This is a genomic window from Azospirillum sp. B4, from assembly GCF_000333275.1.
Taxonomy (GTDB): Bacteria; Pseudomonadota; Alphaproteobacteria; order Azospirillales; family Azospirillaceae; genus Nitrospirillum.
In genome coordinates, this window is sequence record NZ_BACU01000164.1 from 1 (window position 1) to 16,996 (window position 16,996).

Sequence of the window (16,996 nt, forward strand, 5' to 3'; positions counted from 1 at the left end):
GGCGCCGGTGTGCTTGAACGGCAGGCCAAAGTTGAAGATGTAGCTGGGGGTTGCTGGACGCCACGATGGTTTCCGCACCCAGGGGCGAGGCGTACTGCCCCACCTTCAGGTCCAGGCTGCCGCCGGCGACCTGCGGGATGTGGGCGGTGATGTTGGCCTCGACGATGTCCAGCTGGGTACGTTCGCCGATGCTTCGGTCCAGCTCGCCCAGGAAGTGGGTGTAGCGCGCGTCGGTGCCGACCATCCCCTGCAGCTTGAAGCCCCAGCCGAAGTCGTCACCGGAGCCAGCATCCTTGGCGATGGTGCCCACCGCCTGGTTCAGCACCAGCTGGTCGGTCCTGTCGGTGAACAGGTGGCCATAGTTGGGGCCGCGGTCAGCGCCATGGTCGGCGGCGGTGACGCCGACCTCCACCAAGCCGCTGAACGTGATGCCGGCGGGCGCGCCGGCCGGGGCGGCATCCTCGTCCGCGTGAGCGGCGACAGCGCCCAGCGTCAGGGCGCAGGCGGCCGTGGCGACGCACAGGACGCGACGGCGGGGAATGGTGGACTGGATGGAATGCGACATGGCAAGGCGTCTCTTGATCTTCTCTCCGGCGGGGTGCCGGCGTGGCGCCAAGAGACGGCAGGGCCGCCTTAAAGTTCGATGTGAAAGCAGGCACCCGGAAATAAAAAAAGTTAAACTCCGGCTGCCTTGACGCATCGCCTCCACCTGTATGCCAATGCTTACACTGTGGTGCTTCCCGAAGCTCGCGGCGGACACCGTTCGCTGATCCTGCAGTTGGCGCCAAGTAATCGGCACCGCCTCCGAGGCATTGTCCCATGGTAATGCCCGACGTGTCCGACATGCCCGCCGCCGGCCTGAATTACCAACCACCGTCCATAAGCCATTGATATTAAATATATAATTGGTTGGCATAAATACTGCTGCGCAATACGCGCCCCATTCCCCGGCGAAGGACGCGCTTCATTATCGATGCGCGCTTTAAGAGACGGGTGCCAACCGAAAAGAGGCCTTTAATGTCTTCCACTTCTATTTCAACAAGCGCACCAAGCATGCCGGACGAGGCCGCCCCCTTCATCGGGACGCTGCAATGCCGATTAGGCGCGGTGGGCGATTTCGGATCGGGTCATCACGGCGTGAACCCCAAAGCCGCCGCCGCTGTCGCCCATCAGATGACTTCCTGGCTGCCGCTATCGAAGAACCAAGGCGGCGATGGTGACGTGCCGTCCTATATCCTGTCGCTGGGCGACCAAGTCTATTACCCGGAAGACAGCAGCGAAGGAGAGCAGACGCCCGGCACGGTTCAGGAATATGTCGCCGCGGTCAGCGACCTCTATGCCCAATACATCGACCTGTCGGCGACGGCGGCGGAGCCTTTCAGGCCAGAGTCGGGAAAATTTGCAAATGGCATGTATTTCTTTCCAATCATAGGCGATCATGACTGGTGGAAACAAAATACCAGAATGACATCTTCAGAGTACGGCACCATCTACATGATGAATGGTGACGATCTATATCAGAGCATCTATTCCGGTCTATGCCTTCCCAATAATCCCTATTCCCCCATGCCGACCTGCGATCCGCCTTACACAGATATTTCTCTCGAGGCTCCATGTATTCGATATTACGCTCTCACCCTCAATGAGGCGCCAGTCAACATCTTCGCCCTCAGCAACGATCCCAACGAGCAAGCGCTGGGAACACTGGTCCTCGCTGACGACAATCCGCGCATCACCCAAGCGACAATGGCTGACCTCACCATCGACATCGGCGCCTCCCCCCAGGTGCAATGGTTCAAGAAGGCCTTGAGGGCGGTTGGGCTGGCCCAGATGGCGGGGGCGGCCCCCGCCTGGAATATCGCATTCGCCCACCAGCCGCCCTTCACCACGTCGGGTGAGCAGTATGGCGGCCATCCGAGCACAGGCTATTTCCAATTCTTCGACACGGTGGCCGCCCACGCCCATGCCAATGTCGACCTGGTGCTCTCGGGCCACGTCCACGCGTACCAGCGCCTGCACTACTGCGACAGGACCAAGTCGCCCATACCCTACATCGTCAACGGCGTTGGCGGATCACCGGAAGACCCAGCCAGCTTCCCGGCCATCGGCGCGCCGGACAACCCATCGGTCAAATTCTCCGCCGACTGCGCGCAGGCGCAGACGACCGGGCTTTACGGCTTTCAAATCATCCTGGTCGGTTCGACCATGCTCAGCGTCCAGTTCTGGGCCGCGCCGCCGCCCTCCAAATCAAAGTCACCCTGGGCCTGGGCCTTGTACGATCACCTGGCCATCCTGCGTGATGGACAATTCGTAACGGTCGCCGACCTCACCTACGTGAATGCCCTGCAAGTCCAGTCCGCCGTGCCGGATCTGCCCAGCGGCCTGACCCTGGCCACGAACGGCGGCGCGCAGAGCCTCAGCCTGAACATCTACATGAATGGCACCCTCTCCGTCGGTGGTGGCGGCACCTTGACCATCGGGCCGGCGGCCCAGCCGGTTGGCGGGGGGAACACCACCACGGTGCAGACAGACGGCCCGGCTGAGTACAACCCCACCCTACCTCCCAGCACCAACACCATGATCATTTCCATACTGGACGCGGAAACCACCGTTGTCATGGGCGGGTTCATCTACACGCTGGATCCGGAGACCAACACCACGGTGATGATGCCGATCCTGCCCTGACACCAGGCGCTGGCCGGTTGGCCATTCGGCAGGTAACACAGTGGTCTGAAGGCCATATCCCCGTCCCGTTTCGGCGGGGCGGGGATATCTCGCCGGGGCGCGGTCTTGCCGCGATCCAACCATGCCCCTTGGCAAAGGGCCGCCGCCCATGAAAGCATAGCGCTTGCTAACCCGGCCTCGACGCGAAGGCCCGGGCTAAAAATGGGAGGAGACCATCGCCATGACGATGCTGTGGGAAAAGTCCTATCCGCCGGGCGTGCAGTGGGACAGCGAACCGGACCTGCCCACGCTGGTGGAGGATCTGGACCACGCCGTGGCCACCTGGCCGGCCAACCCCTTCCTGACCTGCATGGGCCAGACCCTGGACTTCGCCACCTTCGGCGCGCTGTGCGCCCGCGTGGCGGCCAACCTGGCCAAGATGGGGGTGGGCCCCGGCGTCCATGTCGGCCTGCACCTGCCCAACACCCCCCATTTCGTCCTGGCCTTCTACGCCGTGCTGAAGGCCGGCGGCGTGGTGGTGCCGATGAGCCCGCTGGACGCGGAGCGGGAGCTGAGCCACAAGCAGGCCAAAGCCGACATCCAGCTGGTCGTCAGCTTCGCCGGGCTGGCGGACAAGGTGCCGCTGGCGCCCGGCGTGCGCCTGGTGGTGGCCGGCCCCACCGACTTCGCCGGCAAAGGGCTCCCGCCCGAGGCCATGCCCGCCGGCGCCCTACCCTTCACCGCCCTGCTGGCCCCGGCGGAGGCTCCCGCCGCCGGTTGGCCCGCGCGCGGCCTGAACGACCTGGCCACGCTGCAGTTCTCCGGCGGCACCACGGGCCTGCCCAAGCCCGCTATGCTGACCCACCAGAACCTCAGCGCCTCGGCCGACGCCTATGACACCTTCAGCCGCTTCCTGGGCCTGGCGCCGGGTCAGGAAACGCTGCTGGTGGTGCTGCCGCTGTTCCACATCTACGCGCTGGACACGCTGATGGTGCGCGCCGTGCGCAATGGCTATCGCATGGTCCTGCACCCGCGCTGGGACACCGACGCCGTGCTGGACAGCATCCGCGACCACAAGCCCACCCTGTTCGCCGGCGTGCCCACCATGCACCGGGCCATCGCCTCCAGCCCCCGCGTGAAGGACATCGACTTCAGCAGCCTGAAGTTCGTGGGCAGCGGCGGCGCGCCTTTGCCGGTGGAACTGGCCCATGAGTTCGAGGCGGCGACGGGCAAGCCCGTGCTGGAAGGCTGGGGCATGAGCGAGACCAGCCCCGCCGGCACCATCACCCCGCCGCATAAGCGCAAGGTGGGCTCCGCCGGCATCCCCATGCCCGGCATCACCATCGAGATCCGCGACCTGGCCGCCCCGCACAAGGCGTTGGGCCCGAACGAGAAGGGTGAGATTTGCATCAAGGGCCGCAACGTCACCCAGGGCTATTACAAACAGCCGGAGGAGACGCGCGACGCCTTCATCGACGGCCTGTTCCGCACCGGCGACATCGGTTACCTGGACGATGACGGCTTCATGTTCATCGTCGACCGGCGCAAGGACATGATCCTGTCCGGTGGCTACAACGTCTATCCCCGCGTGGTGGAGGAAGCGATCTACGAGCACCCCGCCGTGGCAGAGGTCATCGTCATCGGCATCCCCGACAGCTATCGCGGCGAGAGCGCCAAGGCCTTCGTCACCCTGCGCCCCGACGCCGCCCGCTTCACCCTGGAGGAATTGCGCGCCTTCCTGGCCGACAAGCTGGGCCGCCACGAACTGCCGGCGGCGCTGGAGTTCCGCGACGCATTGCCCAAGACCGCCGTGGGCAAGCTGTGGAAACAGCCCCTGGTGGCCGAGGAACGCGCCAAGGCGGCCCAGGTCACGGAGAGGGCCGCGGCGGCACCAGCGGCGGAGTGAGGGCAAGGGCGCTGGACAGCCTTCAGGGCCGCTCCAGCGCCGCCGTCACGGTGGCCAACATCAGGCACAGGGTCATGGGTTGGATTGGAGAGTCCAGGAAGCCACGGGATCGATAAAACCGCTTCGCATCCTCCGACAACGCATGGACCAGCAAGGCCGTAATTCCAGCGATCTCCGCCGCCTGCAAGGTCCGCTGAATGGCATCGCGCAGCATGGCCGTCCCCAGCCCCCGCTGGTGATGATTTCGATGTATGGCCAGGCGCCCGAGAACCAGCACCGGTATCGGGTCCAGTCTATTGCGCCGCATCGCCGACGGCGCCTCGGCGTGGCCAATTCCTCCGGCCGCCAAGCAATAGTAGCCGACCACCGCGTCACCCTCGCAGATCACATAGGTTCGGGACGAACCATTGGCCTGGTTCTTCAGCGCCCTCCGCCTCAACCATTCATCCAGGGATGGCACCCCGCTTTCAAAGCCATCAAGCCGATGATGGGGCGTCAAGGGCTCCGGCTTGGTAATCACTGGTCGCCGTCCCAGGGGCCTTTAGCCTGCAAGGTACGGCGCAGACGGTCGGATGGCGGGGGCGGCGCATCCAACAGCGCCTGGAAAGCGGCAAAGCGATCCGGCGCCAAGGCGAAGTAAGTCTGATCCAGCAGGACGTCCTCCGCTTGCCGGCAGGCGGCCTCCAGCATGAAATCGGACCGGCTGCGCCCCAGGCGTTCAGCGGCTTGGTCGATCAAGTCCCGCTGTGATGCCCGTGCCCGGATATTGATCGTGACGGCTTCCGATGTGCCTGCCATGACATCCTCGCTGTGTGGGATTTGAAGGTACAAAATTGTGTATACATATGCAACACAATCCTTTACCGGCCCGATGCCGCCCCGGCAAAACCGCTGGCGCCGTTGCCGTCCCAGCGGGTATCTCCTGAAGGGCGTCCGCCCCCCTTCGCAAGGAAGCCTGATGAGCACCCCTGCCACAAACACCCCGGCCACGCCCCACCCCGAAAGCCGCGCCGACTATCGCCACTTCCAGCCCATCACCACCCGCTGGGCCGACAACGACGCCTATGGCCATGTCAACAACGTGGTCTACTACAGCTACTTCGACACGGCGGTGAACCAGCACATGATCGAGAAAGGCGTGCTGGCGCCGGACAAGGGCACGGCCATCGCCCTGGTGGTGGAGACGCAGTGCCGTTACTTCGCGCCCATCACCTTCCCCGACCGGGTGACGGTGGGGGTGCGGGTGGCGCACATGGGCCGCAGCAGCGTGCGCTATGAGCTGGCGCTGTTCCGCAATGAGGAGGACGCGCCGGCCGCCGCCGGGCACTACGTCCATGTCTACGTCGACAACGCCACCCGCCGCCCCACCCCCATTCCCGAGGATGTGGCCGCCGTACTGCGCACCATGGTGGTGAAGGAACCCGCTTAAGGCGCCGGAATTGGCCTGGGCGGCCAGGGTCCGGGCGCGGCGGCCCACCAGGCCCGTACTGGCGACGAAGCCGATGCCCGCCACGGCCAGGACCAGGTCCACGGCCAGGGCCGCCGCCGGCAGCGGGGTGATGCCGCCATGGCCCACGGCGTGGCCGGCAGCGTGGGCGCCGGCCAGCAGCACGAGCGCGGCGCCCAGCACCAGGCGCAGGGTGCGCGACGCCTGCGGGCCGGAGGGCAGCGGCAGGCTGAGCAGCGGCACGGCCACCACCAGGCCCCAGAAACTCCACAGATAGACCGGCTCATGCGCCAGGGCCGGCACCAGGGTGGCGGCGGCCGACGCGGTCACGCCCAGGGGCACGCCCCAGGTGACCCCGGCCCATGCCCGTTCCAGCCGGGGCAGCGGCCGGCCCCGGTCGCGCCGGCGGGCCAGGAAGATGGAAAAGCCGGTGGCGGTCACGACGCTGAGCGCCAGGCCCAGGACGCCATAGACCAGCCGGATGGCCAGGCCGCCGTAGGTGCCGCAGTGCAGGGCCAGCGAGGCGCCGTAGACCTTGAGGCCCACGGAACCGTCCAGGAAGCCGGCTGGCCGCAGGAACTTCCCATCGCCGTCGAAGTAGAAGCGGTCGCCCTGGGTCAGCCCGTCGCGGCGCGTCATGTCCATCAGCACGCGCTGGCCCCGGGTGCCCGGCCGCTCGACATAGAAGAAGCGGGAGACGCGCGGCGCGCCGGGGGTGGGATCGGCCACCTGGCTTTGCAGCAGGGCCAGCGGCGGCAGCGGCTGGGGCGTGGCGTCGGCCGTGATCTCCGGCCCGGTGATGGCGGCCGATGCCCGGGTCAGGTTGCCCTTGTAGCCCACCTGGGCCACCACCAGGATCATCAGGCTGGCCAGCGCGAACAGGGTGCCGGTCACGGTGATGCCGATGTGGAAGGGCAGGCCCCAGACGCTGAGCCGGTTATGCAGGTCGGCCAGGCCCAGGCGCCGCGCGCCGGTCAGCCGCAGGGCGAAGGCGTCGCGGAAGATGCGCGGGTGCGCCAGGATGCCGGAGAACAGCAGCGACAGCAGCGCGATGCCCACCACACCCACGGCCAGCCCGCCCCACAGGCCGGGCAGCGTCAGCGCCATGTGCACCTCGCCGATGACACCGGTCCAGTCGTGGGTCGCGGTCTCGGCCAGCACGCCGTCGGCATCGGCCCGCCACCCCATCTCCCCACCACCGGCGGTGAAGGCCATCACCTCCAGGTGGGGCCAGTCCGCCCGGGGCAGGATGCCGTACAGCGCCGTCACCTTGTCCAAGCCGCCGGCCTTCTCCGCCGCGCGGGCCAGGCCGGTGGCCATGGCCGCGTCCACCACGGCCGGCGGCATGCTGGCCGTCTCCTCGATCCCGGCCCATTCCCAACGGCTCAGATCCTCCGCGAAGACGGCGATGGCCCCGCTGAGACAGACGATGTAGATCAGCGCGCCCAGCCCCAGGCCCAGGGCGGAATGCCCGGCCAGCGACGCCTGGACGAAGCCGCCGCGCGCACGGGGCTTGGTGGAATCCCCTCCTCCAGGGATGGCCTTGCGGCGGGCGAGGACACGGGCGGCGACGTGCTTCAGCATGATATTTCCCCCCTCAGGGTTCCCCTCAGACCCGCGCCATCCACGCGGCGGCCACGGCGACGCCGGTGGTCAGCGGCAGCAGCAGGCCCACGCGCGCCAGGCGGGCATCCACCAGCGCCCAGGTCATGGCCACGCCCCAGGCGACGGGGCCGATGAAGCCGCCGGCGACCAGGCGGTCGGCCTCGATCCCGCCGCCGCGCACGGCCATCAGGGCGGCCAGCGACAGGCCCAGCATGGCGGCCAGCGGACCCGCCAGCAGGACACGGGCGGTGCCGCGCAGGGCGGTCACCCAGGCGCGCCCGGCCGGGTCCGCCGGGACGGCCACGGCCTCCTTCGGCGCGCGGTGCGGCCGGCGCCGGCGGTCCCGGCCCAGGGCGACCACGCCATACCCCACCAGGGAAAAGGCCAGGCAGCCGATGACGATGGCCTTGTCGGCGTCGGCCACGGCCAGCCAGCCGGCGAAACCGGCCAGGATCAGCCCCCAGCCCGGCAGGGCGCGCCAGCGTGAAACGCCGGACGCGGCCCAGACCCGGCGCAGCAGAACGATGCCCAGCACCGTCAGGACCAATCCCCCGATGTACCCACCAATCGCCGTCATGCCGCCATCCGCGCCGAAATCCCGTGCCTGTGCGGCGCGCGGCGCGACATCCCCATCGCCGGCGCCCCGGGCCGTCCGGCACTATAGGTAAGAGTAATTCGCAATTGCAATGGCGAACATCAGACCCATCGGGCGGCGGCGGCGCCCAGCGGTCCCGCCGGCAGGTCCCAGGCCAGCGGCGCCCCCGCGACCACCACGGGTGGGGCCAGGCGGCGGGCGGGTCCCCAGGCGGTGCGCTCCAGCCCCGGCGCCCAGTCGGCCGGCGTCGGCCGCCGGCGGGGGCGCGTCGGTCGCCCGCGCCCCGCCCGCCATCAGCAGGCGGGCGGTGGCGGCCAGGGCGGTCCGGCCCTGGACACCCTGGCCGGTCCGCCGCCGCAACGCCAGGCCGCGCAGCGCCATGGCCGCCAGGATGTAGCCGGTGGCGTGGTCCAGGGCCTGCACCGGCAGCGGCGTGGGCCGGTCGCGGCCCAGCAGCCGCATGCCGGCCTCGGCGATGCCGCAGCTCATCTGCACCAGGCTGTCGAAGCCGCGCCGGCCGGCCCAGGGGCCGTCCCAGCCGTAGGCGTCCAGACAGATGTCGACCAGGCCGGGGTTCAGCGACCGGCGGCGGGCGGCGTCCAGGCCCAGGCGGGCCAGGGCGTCGGGGCGGTAGCCGTGGACCAGCACGTCGGCCTGGGCCAGCAGGCGCTCGAACACGGCGCGGTCGGTCGCCTGCCGCAGGTTCAGCCGGGCGCAGCGCTTGCCCGGCGTCACCTCCGCCACCAGGGCCGGCTCGTCCCAGTCCGGCGGATCGATGCGCAGCACCTGGGCGCCATAGCCGGCCAGGAAGCGCGTCGCCACGGGGCCGGCCAGCACGCGGGTGAGGTCCAGGACGCGGATGCCGGCCAGCGGCCGGGCGGGGTCCAGCGGCCAGTCCGGCACCGCCCCCTGCCCTGCTGCCTCCCCCACCCCATCCAGCGTCAGCAGGGGAGTGGTTGCCACCGCCCGGCCCTGGGGGTGCGCCGCCCAGGCGTCGGCGCCGCGCATCTCCGCCGCGCAGCCGCCGGCCGCCACCACCGCCGCCTCCAGCTCCCCCGCCCGCCAACCGGCCACGGCGCGGGCCACCGCCGCCCGCTCCGCCGCGACGCCCAGCACGGACAGGGCGGCGGCGCGGTGGTGCGGGGCGTTGGTGTGCAGGCGGATCCAGCCATCGGCGGCGGCATAGTCGCCCGCCACCGCGTCCCACGGCGATGGCAGATCCCAACCCCGGGGTCGTAGGGACCAACCGAACCAGAAGGAGGCCAGGCGGCGGTCGGCCGTCACCGCCGGCGCCTTCCCCGGCTCCGCCCCCAGCAGCTCGGACAGGGCCAAGCCGGCCACGGCGACGGCGGCCACGGCCAGGTCGCTGACCGGGAAGACGGACGGCAGGTCGCCGGCGCCGGTGAAGGCCACCCGTGCCGGGGCATCGGGCGCGCCGTCCAGCGCCCGCCACAGGGTTTCCAGGAAGTGGCGGTCGGGGGTGGTCATCGGGCGTCTCCTCAAATCCGGGATGGCCCTGACGATGAACCGCTGCCATAAATCGTCAATGTCGTTTAACTTGATCAACATTGATTATGATCATCAACGTGAGGCGTCCCCATCCATGGCCGACCTGCTGACCGCCGCCCAGGCCGCCACCCGGCTGGGCGTCTCCCGTCCCACCCTCTATTCCTATGTCAGCCGGGGACTGCTGCGCGCCCATACGGATGGTGACACGCGGGAGAGCCGCTACCTAGCGGCGGAGGTCGACCGGCTGGCCCTGTCCCGCACCCGGGGCCGCCGGCCCAAGGACATCGCCAAGGCCACGCTGGACTGGGGCCTGCCGGTGCTGGAATCGGCCATCACCCTGATCCAGGACGGCCACCTGTATTACCGGGGCCAGGACGCCACCGCGCTGGCCAGCCGCGCGACGGTGGAGGAGGTGGCGGGCCTGCTGTGGCAGGTGCCGGCGCAAGAGGCGTTCGGCGCCCCCGCCCCCACCCCGGCGCCGGCCTTCGCGGCGGCCCAGGCCGCCTTCCGCGGCCGCCGGGCGGAGGAGGCGCTGCTGCCCCTGCTGGCCCTGGGCAGCGAGGATGCCGACACCGCCGCCTGGCAGCGGGCCCCCGGCCGGCTGGCGCTGGGGGCCGCCGCCCTGGTGCGGCTGCTGACAGCCTGCCTGTTGGGCACCGCCCCCAGCGCCGCCCCCATCCACACGCAGTGCGCCAAGGCCTGGGCGCTGGACAAGGAGGGGGCGGACCTGGTGCGCATGGCCCTGGTGCTGTGCGCCGACCATGAGCTGAACGCCTCCAACTTCACCGCCCGCTGCGTCGCCTCCACCGGCGCCAGCCTGCGGGCGGCCGTGCTGGGCGGGCTGGCGGCGCTCAGCGGCACCCGTCACGGCGGCCTGACCGCCCGGGTGGAGGCGCTGTGGGACGAGGTCGGCGCCGACGGGGAGACGGCGGGCCGCCTGCGCCGGCGCCTGGCGCGGGGGGAGGACATCCCGGGCCACGGCCACCCGCTCTATCCGGCCGGCGACCCGCGCGCCACGGCCCTGCTGTCCCGCATCCGGCCCCACCGCCCCGCCTGGGCGGTGGTGATGGAACAGGCGCAGCGCCTGGTGGGCCAGCCGCCGACCATCGATTTCGCCCTGGTGGCGCTGCGCCGTCACCTGGACCTGCCGCCGGGCAGCGCCTTCGGCCTGTTCGCGCTGGGCCGCTCCCTGGGCTGGATCGCCCATGCGCTGGAGCAGCGCGCCGACGCCCAGCTGATCCGCCCCCGCGCGCTGTACACCGGGCCCCGACCGGGTGCCTGAGCCGGGGGCGTAAGCCGGGGGCATGAGCCGGGAACCTGGGCCCCGTCCCGAAGCGATATGCCCTCCCCCCAGGATGCAGGCGCCGGCGGCACACCGTATACGGGTGGAACCCCCAGCGGAGTGTCCCTCATGACCCTACCCCTGTTGCCCGGAGAGATCGCCTGGTACGCCACCGGCCGCTTCTATGCGGCCGACGACGGCACCCTGGCGGACTACGGCTATTTCCTGCACCTGCCCTTCCCGGACGTCCCCCTCTTTGATGGCCCGCCCGGCGCCCCGCCGTCCGAGGCCACCGCCCACTTCACCTTCGCGGCCCGCCCCTTCACCGCCGGCGGGGTCGCCAACGGCGCGCTGTCGCTCAGCCTCGACCCGGTGGGGGAGTTCTCGCTGTACCTGCAGCGCCAGCCGGCCGCCAGCTTCGACCGGCCGGCCAGCTTCGCGAGGGGCGAGCGCATCGCCACCTTCCGCCGCACCAGCCTGGTGGCGGGCACCACCGTGGCCGTGGCGGTGGGCGCCGTGCTGGCCCCCGTGGCGGGCGGCACCATCTTCTCCGCCCGCCTGGTCGACAGCCTGCCGTTCGAGTTCGGGGGCCGCCTCCTGGACCTGGCCGATGCCATCGGCGCCGGCATCACCCAGTTCGGCACCAGCGCCGCCACCCCCGTCACCCCGCCGCCCGCCGGCTACACCACGATGCTGCCCTTCACCGGCTCCGCCCTGGCGCTGGGGCTGGCGGGGTAAGGCACGCGCCGCCTCACACCGGCCGCGCCGTCACCTCCAGCATCGTCTTCACCAGGCCGACGCGGTCCACGTCCTGGCGGCGGGCCATCTCCCACTCGCCGGCCAGGATGGAGCTGTCGACGATGAAGCGGCAGCGCTCGAACCGCCGTTCCATGTAGCGGTCCAGCAGGTCGCCGATGGCGGCGTCCTGGGGCAGCAGCTCGGCCAGCACCACGGCATCCTCGATAGCCATGCCCGCCCCCTGGCCCAGGTGCGGGGTGGTGGCGTGCACGGCGTCGCCCAGCAGGACCACGCGGCCCCGGTACCAGGGCGCCGGCATCATCAGCACCTCCATGGGCTTGTAGACGACCTGGGCCGGGTCGGTGATCCGCTCCCGCAACGCGCCCACCAGGCCGCCGAAGGGCTTCAACCGGTCGCGCATCAGGGTGTGCAGCTGATCGGCCGGCATGCGGGGGTTGCCCGGCTCCTCCGACGTCAGGAACAGGTACATCAGGTCGTGGGACAGGGGGCAGAGGCCGGCATAGCCATCGGGCCCGGCGAAGGTGGCCAGGTGGTCGATCTCCGCCGGCCGGGGAAAGTTGTGGCGCCAGACCGCCTGGCCGGTGAAGCGCGGCGTGGGCGCCTCCGGGAACAGCAGGCCGCGCACCTTGGAATAGAGCCCGTCCGCCCCCACCACCAGGTCATAGCGGCCGGTGGTCCCGTCGCTGAACGTCACATCCACGCCGCCCGACGTCCCGGAAGCGTCACCCTGGTCCAGCCGCTCCACCGTGGTGCCCAGGCGCACGGCCGTGCCCTTCTCCAGCGCCGCGGCGCTCAGCACCGTGTGCAGCGCCAGGCGGGAGATGCCGAGGTTGGCGGGATACTGCGGCCCCGCCAGGCGCTGGCCCGGTATCCTGGCCAGCGGGCGGCCATCGGCCGCGTACATGCCCACCCCCTCGAACGGGAAGCCGGCGCCCAGGTAGCGGTCCATCAGGCCCAGGTCCGCCATGGCGCGGATGACGTTGCACTGCTGGATGATGCCGACGCCGTAGACCGTCCATTCCCGTTGCAGTTCCACCAGGTCGACCTCCAGGCCCCGGTCGCGCAGGGCCGAGGCCAGGCACAGCCCGCCGATGCCGCCGCCCACGATCAACACCTTCCGCACTGGTCCCGCCGTCATGCCCATCCCTCCCCTGTGGCCCGCGAGGCCATCCCCGGGCGCGTTGTTATGGCGGCAACGGTAAGGGGATGGGGCACCATCGCTTGAGCCGTATTTTTCGATGCGCCCCATTGGTCCGCCCGATATCCGATACCAGCGGCACGAGGTTTCGACTCGTGCCGCTGTAGGCCCCGACCGGGGCCGCCGGAGCGAGCACCGCAGGGCGGAGCGAGGAAGCCAAGCCAGCGGATGCTGGCGCCCGGCGATTGAGGGGGCATGAAATCAGGGCGACGCTTCGCCTGCGACACCAAAAGCCTCGACCAGCTATCGGTTTTGCCGTACCAAAGTGTGGTGAGCTATCGCTTGAAATAATAAAACTGGGAGGATGGACGCCATGCGCTTCCGCCGCTTGGACCTTAATCTACTCGTGGCGCTGGACGTGCTGCTGGAGGAGCGCAACGTCTCGCGCGCCGCCCACCGCCTGCACCTCAGCCAATCGGCCATGAGCGGGGCGCTGGCCCGCCTGCGGGATTATTTCGATGACGAAATCATGGTGATGGTGGGGCGCAGCATGGTGCCCACCCCCCTGGCGCTGACCCTGGTGGAACCGGTGCGCGACATCCTGATCCGGGTGCAGACCACCATCGAGGCCCGCCCCACCTTCGACCCCGCCACGGCCCAGCGCGCCTTCCGCATCGTCGCCTCGGACTATATCACCGAGGTGGTGCTGGCCCGCGCCATCCGCCAGATGCGCCGCGACGCCCCTGGCCTGCGGCTGGAGATCAGCGCCGTGGCCGACGCCGCCCACGACCGCCTGAACCGGGGCGACGTCGACCTGGTGATCACCCCCAACGACTATCTGGCCAGCGATCAGCCCAAGGAATTGCTGTTCGAGGAGACGCACAGCTGCGTCGTCTGGCAGGGCAACACCGACGTGGGCGAGACCCTGACGTTCGAGCGCTATCTGGACATGGCCCATGTGGTGGTGGTCATCGGCGACAAGCGCACCCCGGCGTTCGAGCAATGGTTCCTGGACCGCTACGGCTACGCCCGCAAGGTCGGCGCCGTCGCCCCCGACTTCTCCTCCGTCGCCGCCATAGTGGTGGAGACCGACATGATCAGCACCATGCACACCCGCCTGGCCCGCCTCTATGCCCGCCACCTGCCCCTGCGCGTCCTGCCCGCCCCCATCGAGTTCCCGGTGATGACCGAGATGATGCAGTGGCACTACCAGTTCGACCGGGACCCCGGCCTGATCTGGCTGCGGGGGTATTTGAGGGAGTGCGCGGGGGAGTGAAAAACAACTTTGCCGCCGAAAATACCGTGCAAGCAGCTAAGAGCCTGGCCCATAAATAAGTGGAGTGATATCAGTCACTTGTGATTCGTTCTATTTGCGAAGATGAGAATGGATCCCAAGATTATGTGGACTGATACCACCCGTCGTCAGTATCGGCGGGATCATCTGAAGTATGCAAGCGATCTGACGAACGAAGAATGGGACGTCCTGTGCCCGGCGCTTCGTGTCGCGTACCGGCGGGGCCGTCCGCGTGAGGTGGAGCTACGGTCGGTGGTGGAGGCGATTTTCTACGTGCTGGAGGGCGGATGCGCGTGGCGGATGCTGCCGGACAGCTTCCCGCCGCGGACAACGGTACAGTGTTACTTCTACGCTTGGCGGAACGACGGGACGCGGAAGCAGCTGAACCATCTGCTGCTGATGCGTGCGCGGGAAAGGATGGGCCGCGAGGCCAGTCCCAGCGCCGGGGTGATCGACAGCCAATCGGCCAAGACCACGGAGGCCGGTGGCGTGCGTGGGTATGACGCGGGCAAGAAGGTGAAAGGCCGCAAACGCCATATTATTACGGATACCAATGGGTTACTGGTTGATGCGGTCGTTCATGGCGCCGATATCCAGGACCGCGATGGCGCTCCTTCGGTACTGGCTTCGATCCGCGCCGCGTTCCCGTGGCTGCGGCATGTCTTCGCCGATGGCGGCTACGCGGGCGACAAGTTGGAGACCGCCCTGGCCGCCATGGGCAATTGGCCCCTGGAGATCATCAAGCAATCCGACACCGCCCAGGGCTTCGTCGTCCTGCCCAAGCGCTGGGTGGTGGAACGGACCTTCGCCTGGTTGGGCCGAAATCGCCGCCTCGCCAAGGACTTCGAACGGGGAACCGACACCGCAACGGCTTGGATCTTCGCTGCCAGCGTCAAGCTCCTCACCAGGAGATTGGCAAGGACCTAAAACTACCTATCCGATTCCGGGCCGGACTCTTAAATCAGTGGCCTTTCCGCCGTGCCAGAAGACTGTCGTTGGGTGTCGCCCGCCGCTATGCCATCCATCAGTGTCAATAGTTCGGTATCGGCCCAGGGAGAGCAGTCGGGCACTGACTCGGTCTCCCTGCCCACTGTTATGCAACCAAACGGCAGCCACATCCGGCACCATATACCATTTCACTTTCGGATCAGGGAAAGCTATGCTGTTTTTTGTTGATTATATATCAACTTATGCACTCAAGGAGTGTCTCCATGTCTGAAATAAACGCATTTAAGAGATTTTACGACGAATTCAGAGATGCGGAACTAAATAAAGAATATTATGCAAATCGCCTATCAACAACCAAGAAAAAACTTAAGATGCTAAACATATTCTTGGCCATTTTTGCGGGAACATCGGCCGTTTTGAGTTTTTCTTTTTGGAGTACCACGCTGCTAGGCGTACCCATAGGCTCTCTATCATTAGCCGCGTTAACCGGAATAGCCGTTGTATTGAGCATTATGAAGCCGTACTTGGGCATTGAGAATGAAATTGAGCGCATATCGAGTATACAGGGCGTATATAGCGTACTATCGTCCCTCCACAAAGATGTTATTCAGAAAATAATGGAGGAAATGGCTATATCTGATAGCGCAGAAATATGTTTTGATGTTATGAGAAAGATGAGGATTTCGGTTGATCCAAAAGAAGACAGGCCAGCAGATAAGAAATTAGTTCAAAATGCACAGGACACTATAAACAAAAGATATCCGCAGGAATATTTTTGGTACCCTTTGAGTGCGACCGAGCAAAAGAAATAAGGCTATATGGGCGATAAACCAACCATAGATCCGCTTACTCCTTGGCCCAATCCAAAAGCCAAATCTGCTGTGGCACGAGGTGAGCGCAAAATCGATACCCAGGGCCGCTCCTATGCCACCGGTCGGCATGGGAACGCCATCGCCCGTGTGTGGCTCATGTCTGGTTCCGGCGATATCATGGTGAACAGCATGGGCATGTCCAAGTACTTCGTCCCGTCACTGCACAAGATAATCCGCCGACCGTTCGAGATCGCTGGCGTCACGGGACAATTCGACATCATCGCCACCGTTACCAGTGCCAGTCAACACAACCAAGCGGTCGCCTTGCGTAATGCCATTAGCAGCGCGCTGACCTATTTCGACCCGGCCACCCGCCAAGTGCTACAGGACGCCGGCCTCCTAACCCGCGAGAACCACCTGAGGAGTCGCACGAAGTACGGAAAGCGCACGAAGTACGGAAAGCGCACGAGGGACACGACATGAAAGTGACGCCGCCATTATCGGGGGCAGCCATGATCAGTTTGCGACGGCATTGTTCCACCGCCCTACCGCCGAAACCAAGGACCACAGAATGAGCGGTCATACGAGGGTGGAGAAGCGGATAGCGCGCCTTAGAGCCTGGTCCATAAATAAGTGGAGTGATATCAGTCACTTGTGATTCGTTCTGTTTGCGAAGACGAGAATAGATCCCAAGATTATGTGGACTGATACCACCCGTCGTCAGTATCGGCGGGATCATCTGAAGTATGCAAGCGATCTGACGCCAGCTATTGGTCTAGAACAACTTGCATCTCGTCGAGAGTATCGAACCAAGTGTGGTTGCCTCCGACGTAGAAGTGTCGTCCAAGAGCGCGGGGCAGACGCTTAGCGGTGCTGTTGAACTGTAGGCATCCACCCAGCTCTCGCGGGCGATGGCGTGGCTGGTGCTATGGCGCGATTACTCTCTCAGCACATTTAGATAACTAAAATGAAGCGCCAATCACCTCCCCCGATACACCCCTATCTCACCTATCGATTTGATGAATGCATAATTGCAT

The 16,996-nt window shown here is 67.1% G+C and carries 15 protein-coding genes and 1 pseudogene; 9 read left to right on the forward strand and 7 right to left on the reverse strand.

Annotation, left to right across the window (positions count from 1 at the left end):
• Positions 1-565 (reverse strand): outer membrane beta-barrel protein (locus I55_RS36905; protein WP_044559900.1); only part of this gene is annotated, 565 nt, incomplete at its 3' end.
• 488 nt (positions 566-1,053) lie between these two features.
• Between I55_RS36905 and I55_RS07540 the strand changes: the two genes are divergently transcribed.
• Positions 1,054-2,685, forward strand: a complete 1,632-nt coding sequence (locus tag I55_RS07540; protein ID WP_044559901.1) for a metallophosphoesterase — start codon at positions 1,054-1,056, stop codon at positions 2,683-2,685.
• Between the two features lie 220 nt (positions 2,686-2,905).
• Positions 2,906-4,570 (forward strand): AMP-binding protein, encoded by a 1,665-nt coding sequence (locus I55_RS07545; protein ID WP_044559902.1) that lies wholly within the window; start codon positions 2,906-2,908, stop codon positions 4,568-4,570.
• A 22-nt stretch (positions 4,571-4,592) separates the two neighbouring features.
• On the opposite strand, the gene I55_RS07550 is transcribed toward I55_RS07545, so the two are convergent.
• Positions 4,593-5,009, reverse strand: coding sequence for a GNAT family N-acetyltransferase (locus I55_RS07550; protein ID WP_252181064.1), 417 nt, complete (start codon positions 5,007-5,009; stop codon positions 4,593-4,595).
• A 77-nt stretch (positions 5,010-5,086) separates the two neighbouring features.
• The gene (locus I55_RS07555) at positions 5,087-5,308 is read right to left on the reverse strand and encodes a DUF1778 domain-containing protein (RefSeq protein WP_252181065.1); all 222 of its coding nucleotides are present in this window, start codon (positions 5,306-5,308) and stop codon (positions 5,087-5,089) included.
• 220 nt (positions 5,309-5,528) lie between these two features.
• On the opposite strand from I55_RS07555, the gene I55_RS36910 reads away from it, so the two are divergent.
• Positions 5,529-5,999, forward strand: a complete 471-nt coding sequence (locus I55_RS36910; protein WP_159107136.1) for a thioesterase family protein — start codon at positions 5,529-5,531, stop codon at positions 5,997-5,999.
• Between the two features lie 435 nt (positions 6,000-6,434).
• Here I55_RS36910 and I55_RS38280 read toward each other — a convergent pair.
• From I55_RS38280 to I55_RS38975, 3 genes and pseudogenes are all read right to left on the reverse strand, one after another.
• Positions 6,435-7,601, reverse strand: a pseudogene (locus tag I55_RS38280) (PepSY-associated TM helix domain-containing protein); the annotation flags it as partial.
• 25 nt (positions 7,602-7,626) lie between these two features.
• Entirely contained in the window at positions 7,627-8,199 is a 573-nt protein-coding gene (locus I55_RS32850) for a hypothetical protein (RefSeq protein ID WP_148293621.1), read from the reverse strand.
• A gap of 81 nt (positions 8,200-8,280) precedes the next feature.
• On the reverse strand, positions 8,281-9,705 hold the full coding sequence (locus I55_RS38975) for a CoA transferase (RefSeq protein WP_199902497.1): 1,425 nt from the start codon (positions 9,703-9,705) through the stop codon (positions 8,281-8,283).
• A gap of 115 nt (positions 9,706-9,820) precedes the next feature.
• Here I55_RS38975 and I55_RS07575 point away from each other — a divergent pair, with 115 nt between their 5' ends.
• Together I55_RS07575 and I55_RS07580 are read left to right on the forward strand one after the other, a co-directional pair.
• Positions 9,821-11,008, forward strand: a complete 1,188-nt coding sequence (locus I55_RS07575; RefSeq protein ID WP_044559910.1) for a citrate synthase family protein — start codon at positions 9,821-9,823, stop codon at positions 11,006-11,008.
• Between the two features lie 129 nt (positions 11,009-11,137).
• Positions 11,138-11,746, forward strand: coding sequence for a hypothetical protein (locus I55_RS07580; RefSeq protein WP_044559906.1), 609 nt, complete (start codon positions 11,138-11,140; stop codon positions 11,744-11,746).
• A gap of 13 nt (positions 11,747-11,759) precedes the next feature.
• Here the strand turns inward: I55_RS07580 and I55_RS07585 are convergent, their stop codons facing one another.
• Positions 11,760-12,905, reverse strand: a complete 1,146-nt coding sequence (locus tag I55_RS07585) for an FAD-dependent oxidoreductase (RefSeq protein WP_044559911.1) — start codon at positions 12,903-12,905, stop codon at positions 11,760-11,762.
• A gap of 373 nt (positions 12,906-13,278) precedes the next feature.
• Between I55_RS07585 and I55_RS07590 the strand changes: the two genes are divergently transcribed.
• The 4 genes from I55_RS07590 (at position 13,279) to rpsI (ending at position 16,442) form a co-directional block, all read left to right on the forward strand.
• On the forward strand, positions 13,279-14,181 hold the full coding sequence (locus I55_RS07590; RefSeq protein WP_044559912.1) for a LysR family transcriptional regulator: 903 nt from the start codon (positions 13,279-13,281) through the stop codon (positions 14,179-14,181).
• 123 nt (positions 14,182-14,304) lie between these two features.
• On the forward strand, positions 14,305-15,126 hold the full coding sequence (locus I55_RS07595; protein WP_044559913.1) for an IS5 family transposase: 822 nt from the start codon (positions 14,305-14,307) through the stop codon (positions 15,124-15,126).
• A 284-nt stretch (positions 15,127-15,410) separates the two neighbouring features.
• Positions 15,411-15,959 (forward strand): hypothetical protein, encoded by a 549-nt coding sequence (locus tag I55_RS35780; protein ID WP_148293622.1) that lies wholly within the window; start codon positions 15,411-15,413, stop codon positions 15,957-15,959.
• A gap of 6 nt (positions 15,960-15,965) precedes the next feature.
• The gene (gene rpsI / locus I55_RS07600) at positions 15,966-16,442 is read left to right on the forward strand and encodes a 30S ribosomal protein S9 (RefSeq protein WP_044559907.1); all 477 of its coding nucleotides are present in this window, start codon (positions 15,966-15,968) and stop codon (positions 16,440-16,442) included.
• Positions 16,443-16,996 lie beyond the last annotated feature (554 nt).

Bases quoted from the DNA above. Each gene is read 5' to 3' on its own strand.
- I55_RS32850 (WP_148293621.1), bottom strand. From the start codon at position 8,199: ATGACGGCGATTGGTGGGTACATCGGGGGATTGGTCCTGACGGTGCTG.
- I55_RS07545 (WP_044559902.1), top strand. From the start codon at position 2,906: ATGACGATGCTGTGGGAAAAGTCCTATCCGCCGGGCGTGCAGTGGGAC.
- rpsI (WP_044559907.1), top strand. From the start codon at position 15,966: ATGGGCGATAAACCAACCATAGATCCGCTTACTCCTTGGCCCAATCCA.
- I55_RS07585 (WP_044559911.1), bottom strand. From the start codon at position 12,905: ATGACGGCGGGACCAGTGCGGAAGGTGTTGATCGTGGGCGGCGGCATC.
- I55_RS07580 (WP_044559906.1), top strand. From the start codon at position 11,138: ATGACCCTACCCCTGTTGCCCGGAGAGATCGCCTGGTACGCCACCGGC.
- I55_RS07595 (WP_044559913.1), top strand. From the start codon at position 14,305: ATGTGGACTGATACCACCCGTCGTCAGTATCGGCGGGATCATCTGAAG.
- I55_RS35780 (WP_148293622.1), top strand. From the start codon at position 15,411: ATGTCTGAAATAAACGCATTTAAGAGATTTTACGACGAATTCAGAGAT.
- I55_RS38975 (WP_199902497.1), bottom strand. From the start codon at position 9,705: ATGACCACCCCCGACCGCCACTTCCTGGAAACCCTGTGGCGGGCGCTG.
- I55_RS07540 (WP_044559901.1), top strand. From the start codon at position 1,054: ATGCCGGACGAGGCCGCCCCCTTCATCGGGACGCTGCAATGCCGATTA.
- I55_RS07575 (WP_044559910.1), top strand. From the start codon at position 9,821: ATGGCCGACCTGCTGACCGCCGCCCAGGCCGCCACCCGGCTGGGCGTC.
- I55_RS07590 (WP_044559912.1), top strand. From the start codon at position 13,279: ATGCGCTTCCGCCGCTTGGACCTTAATCTACTCGTGGCGCTGGACGTG.
- I55_RS36910 (WP_159107136.1), top strand. From the start codon at position 5,529: ATGAGCACCCCTGCCACAAACACCCCGGCCACGCCCCACCCCGAAAGC.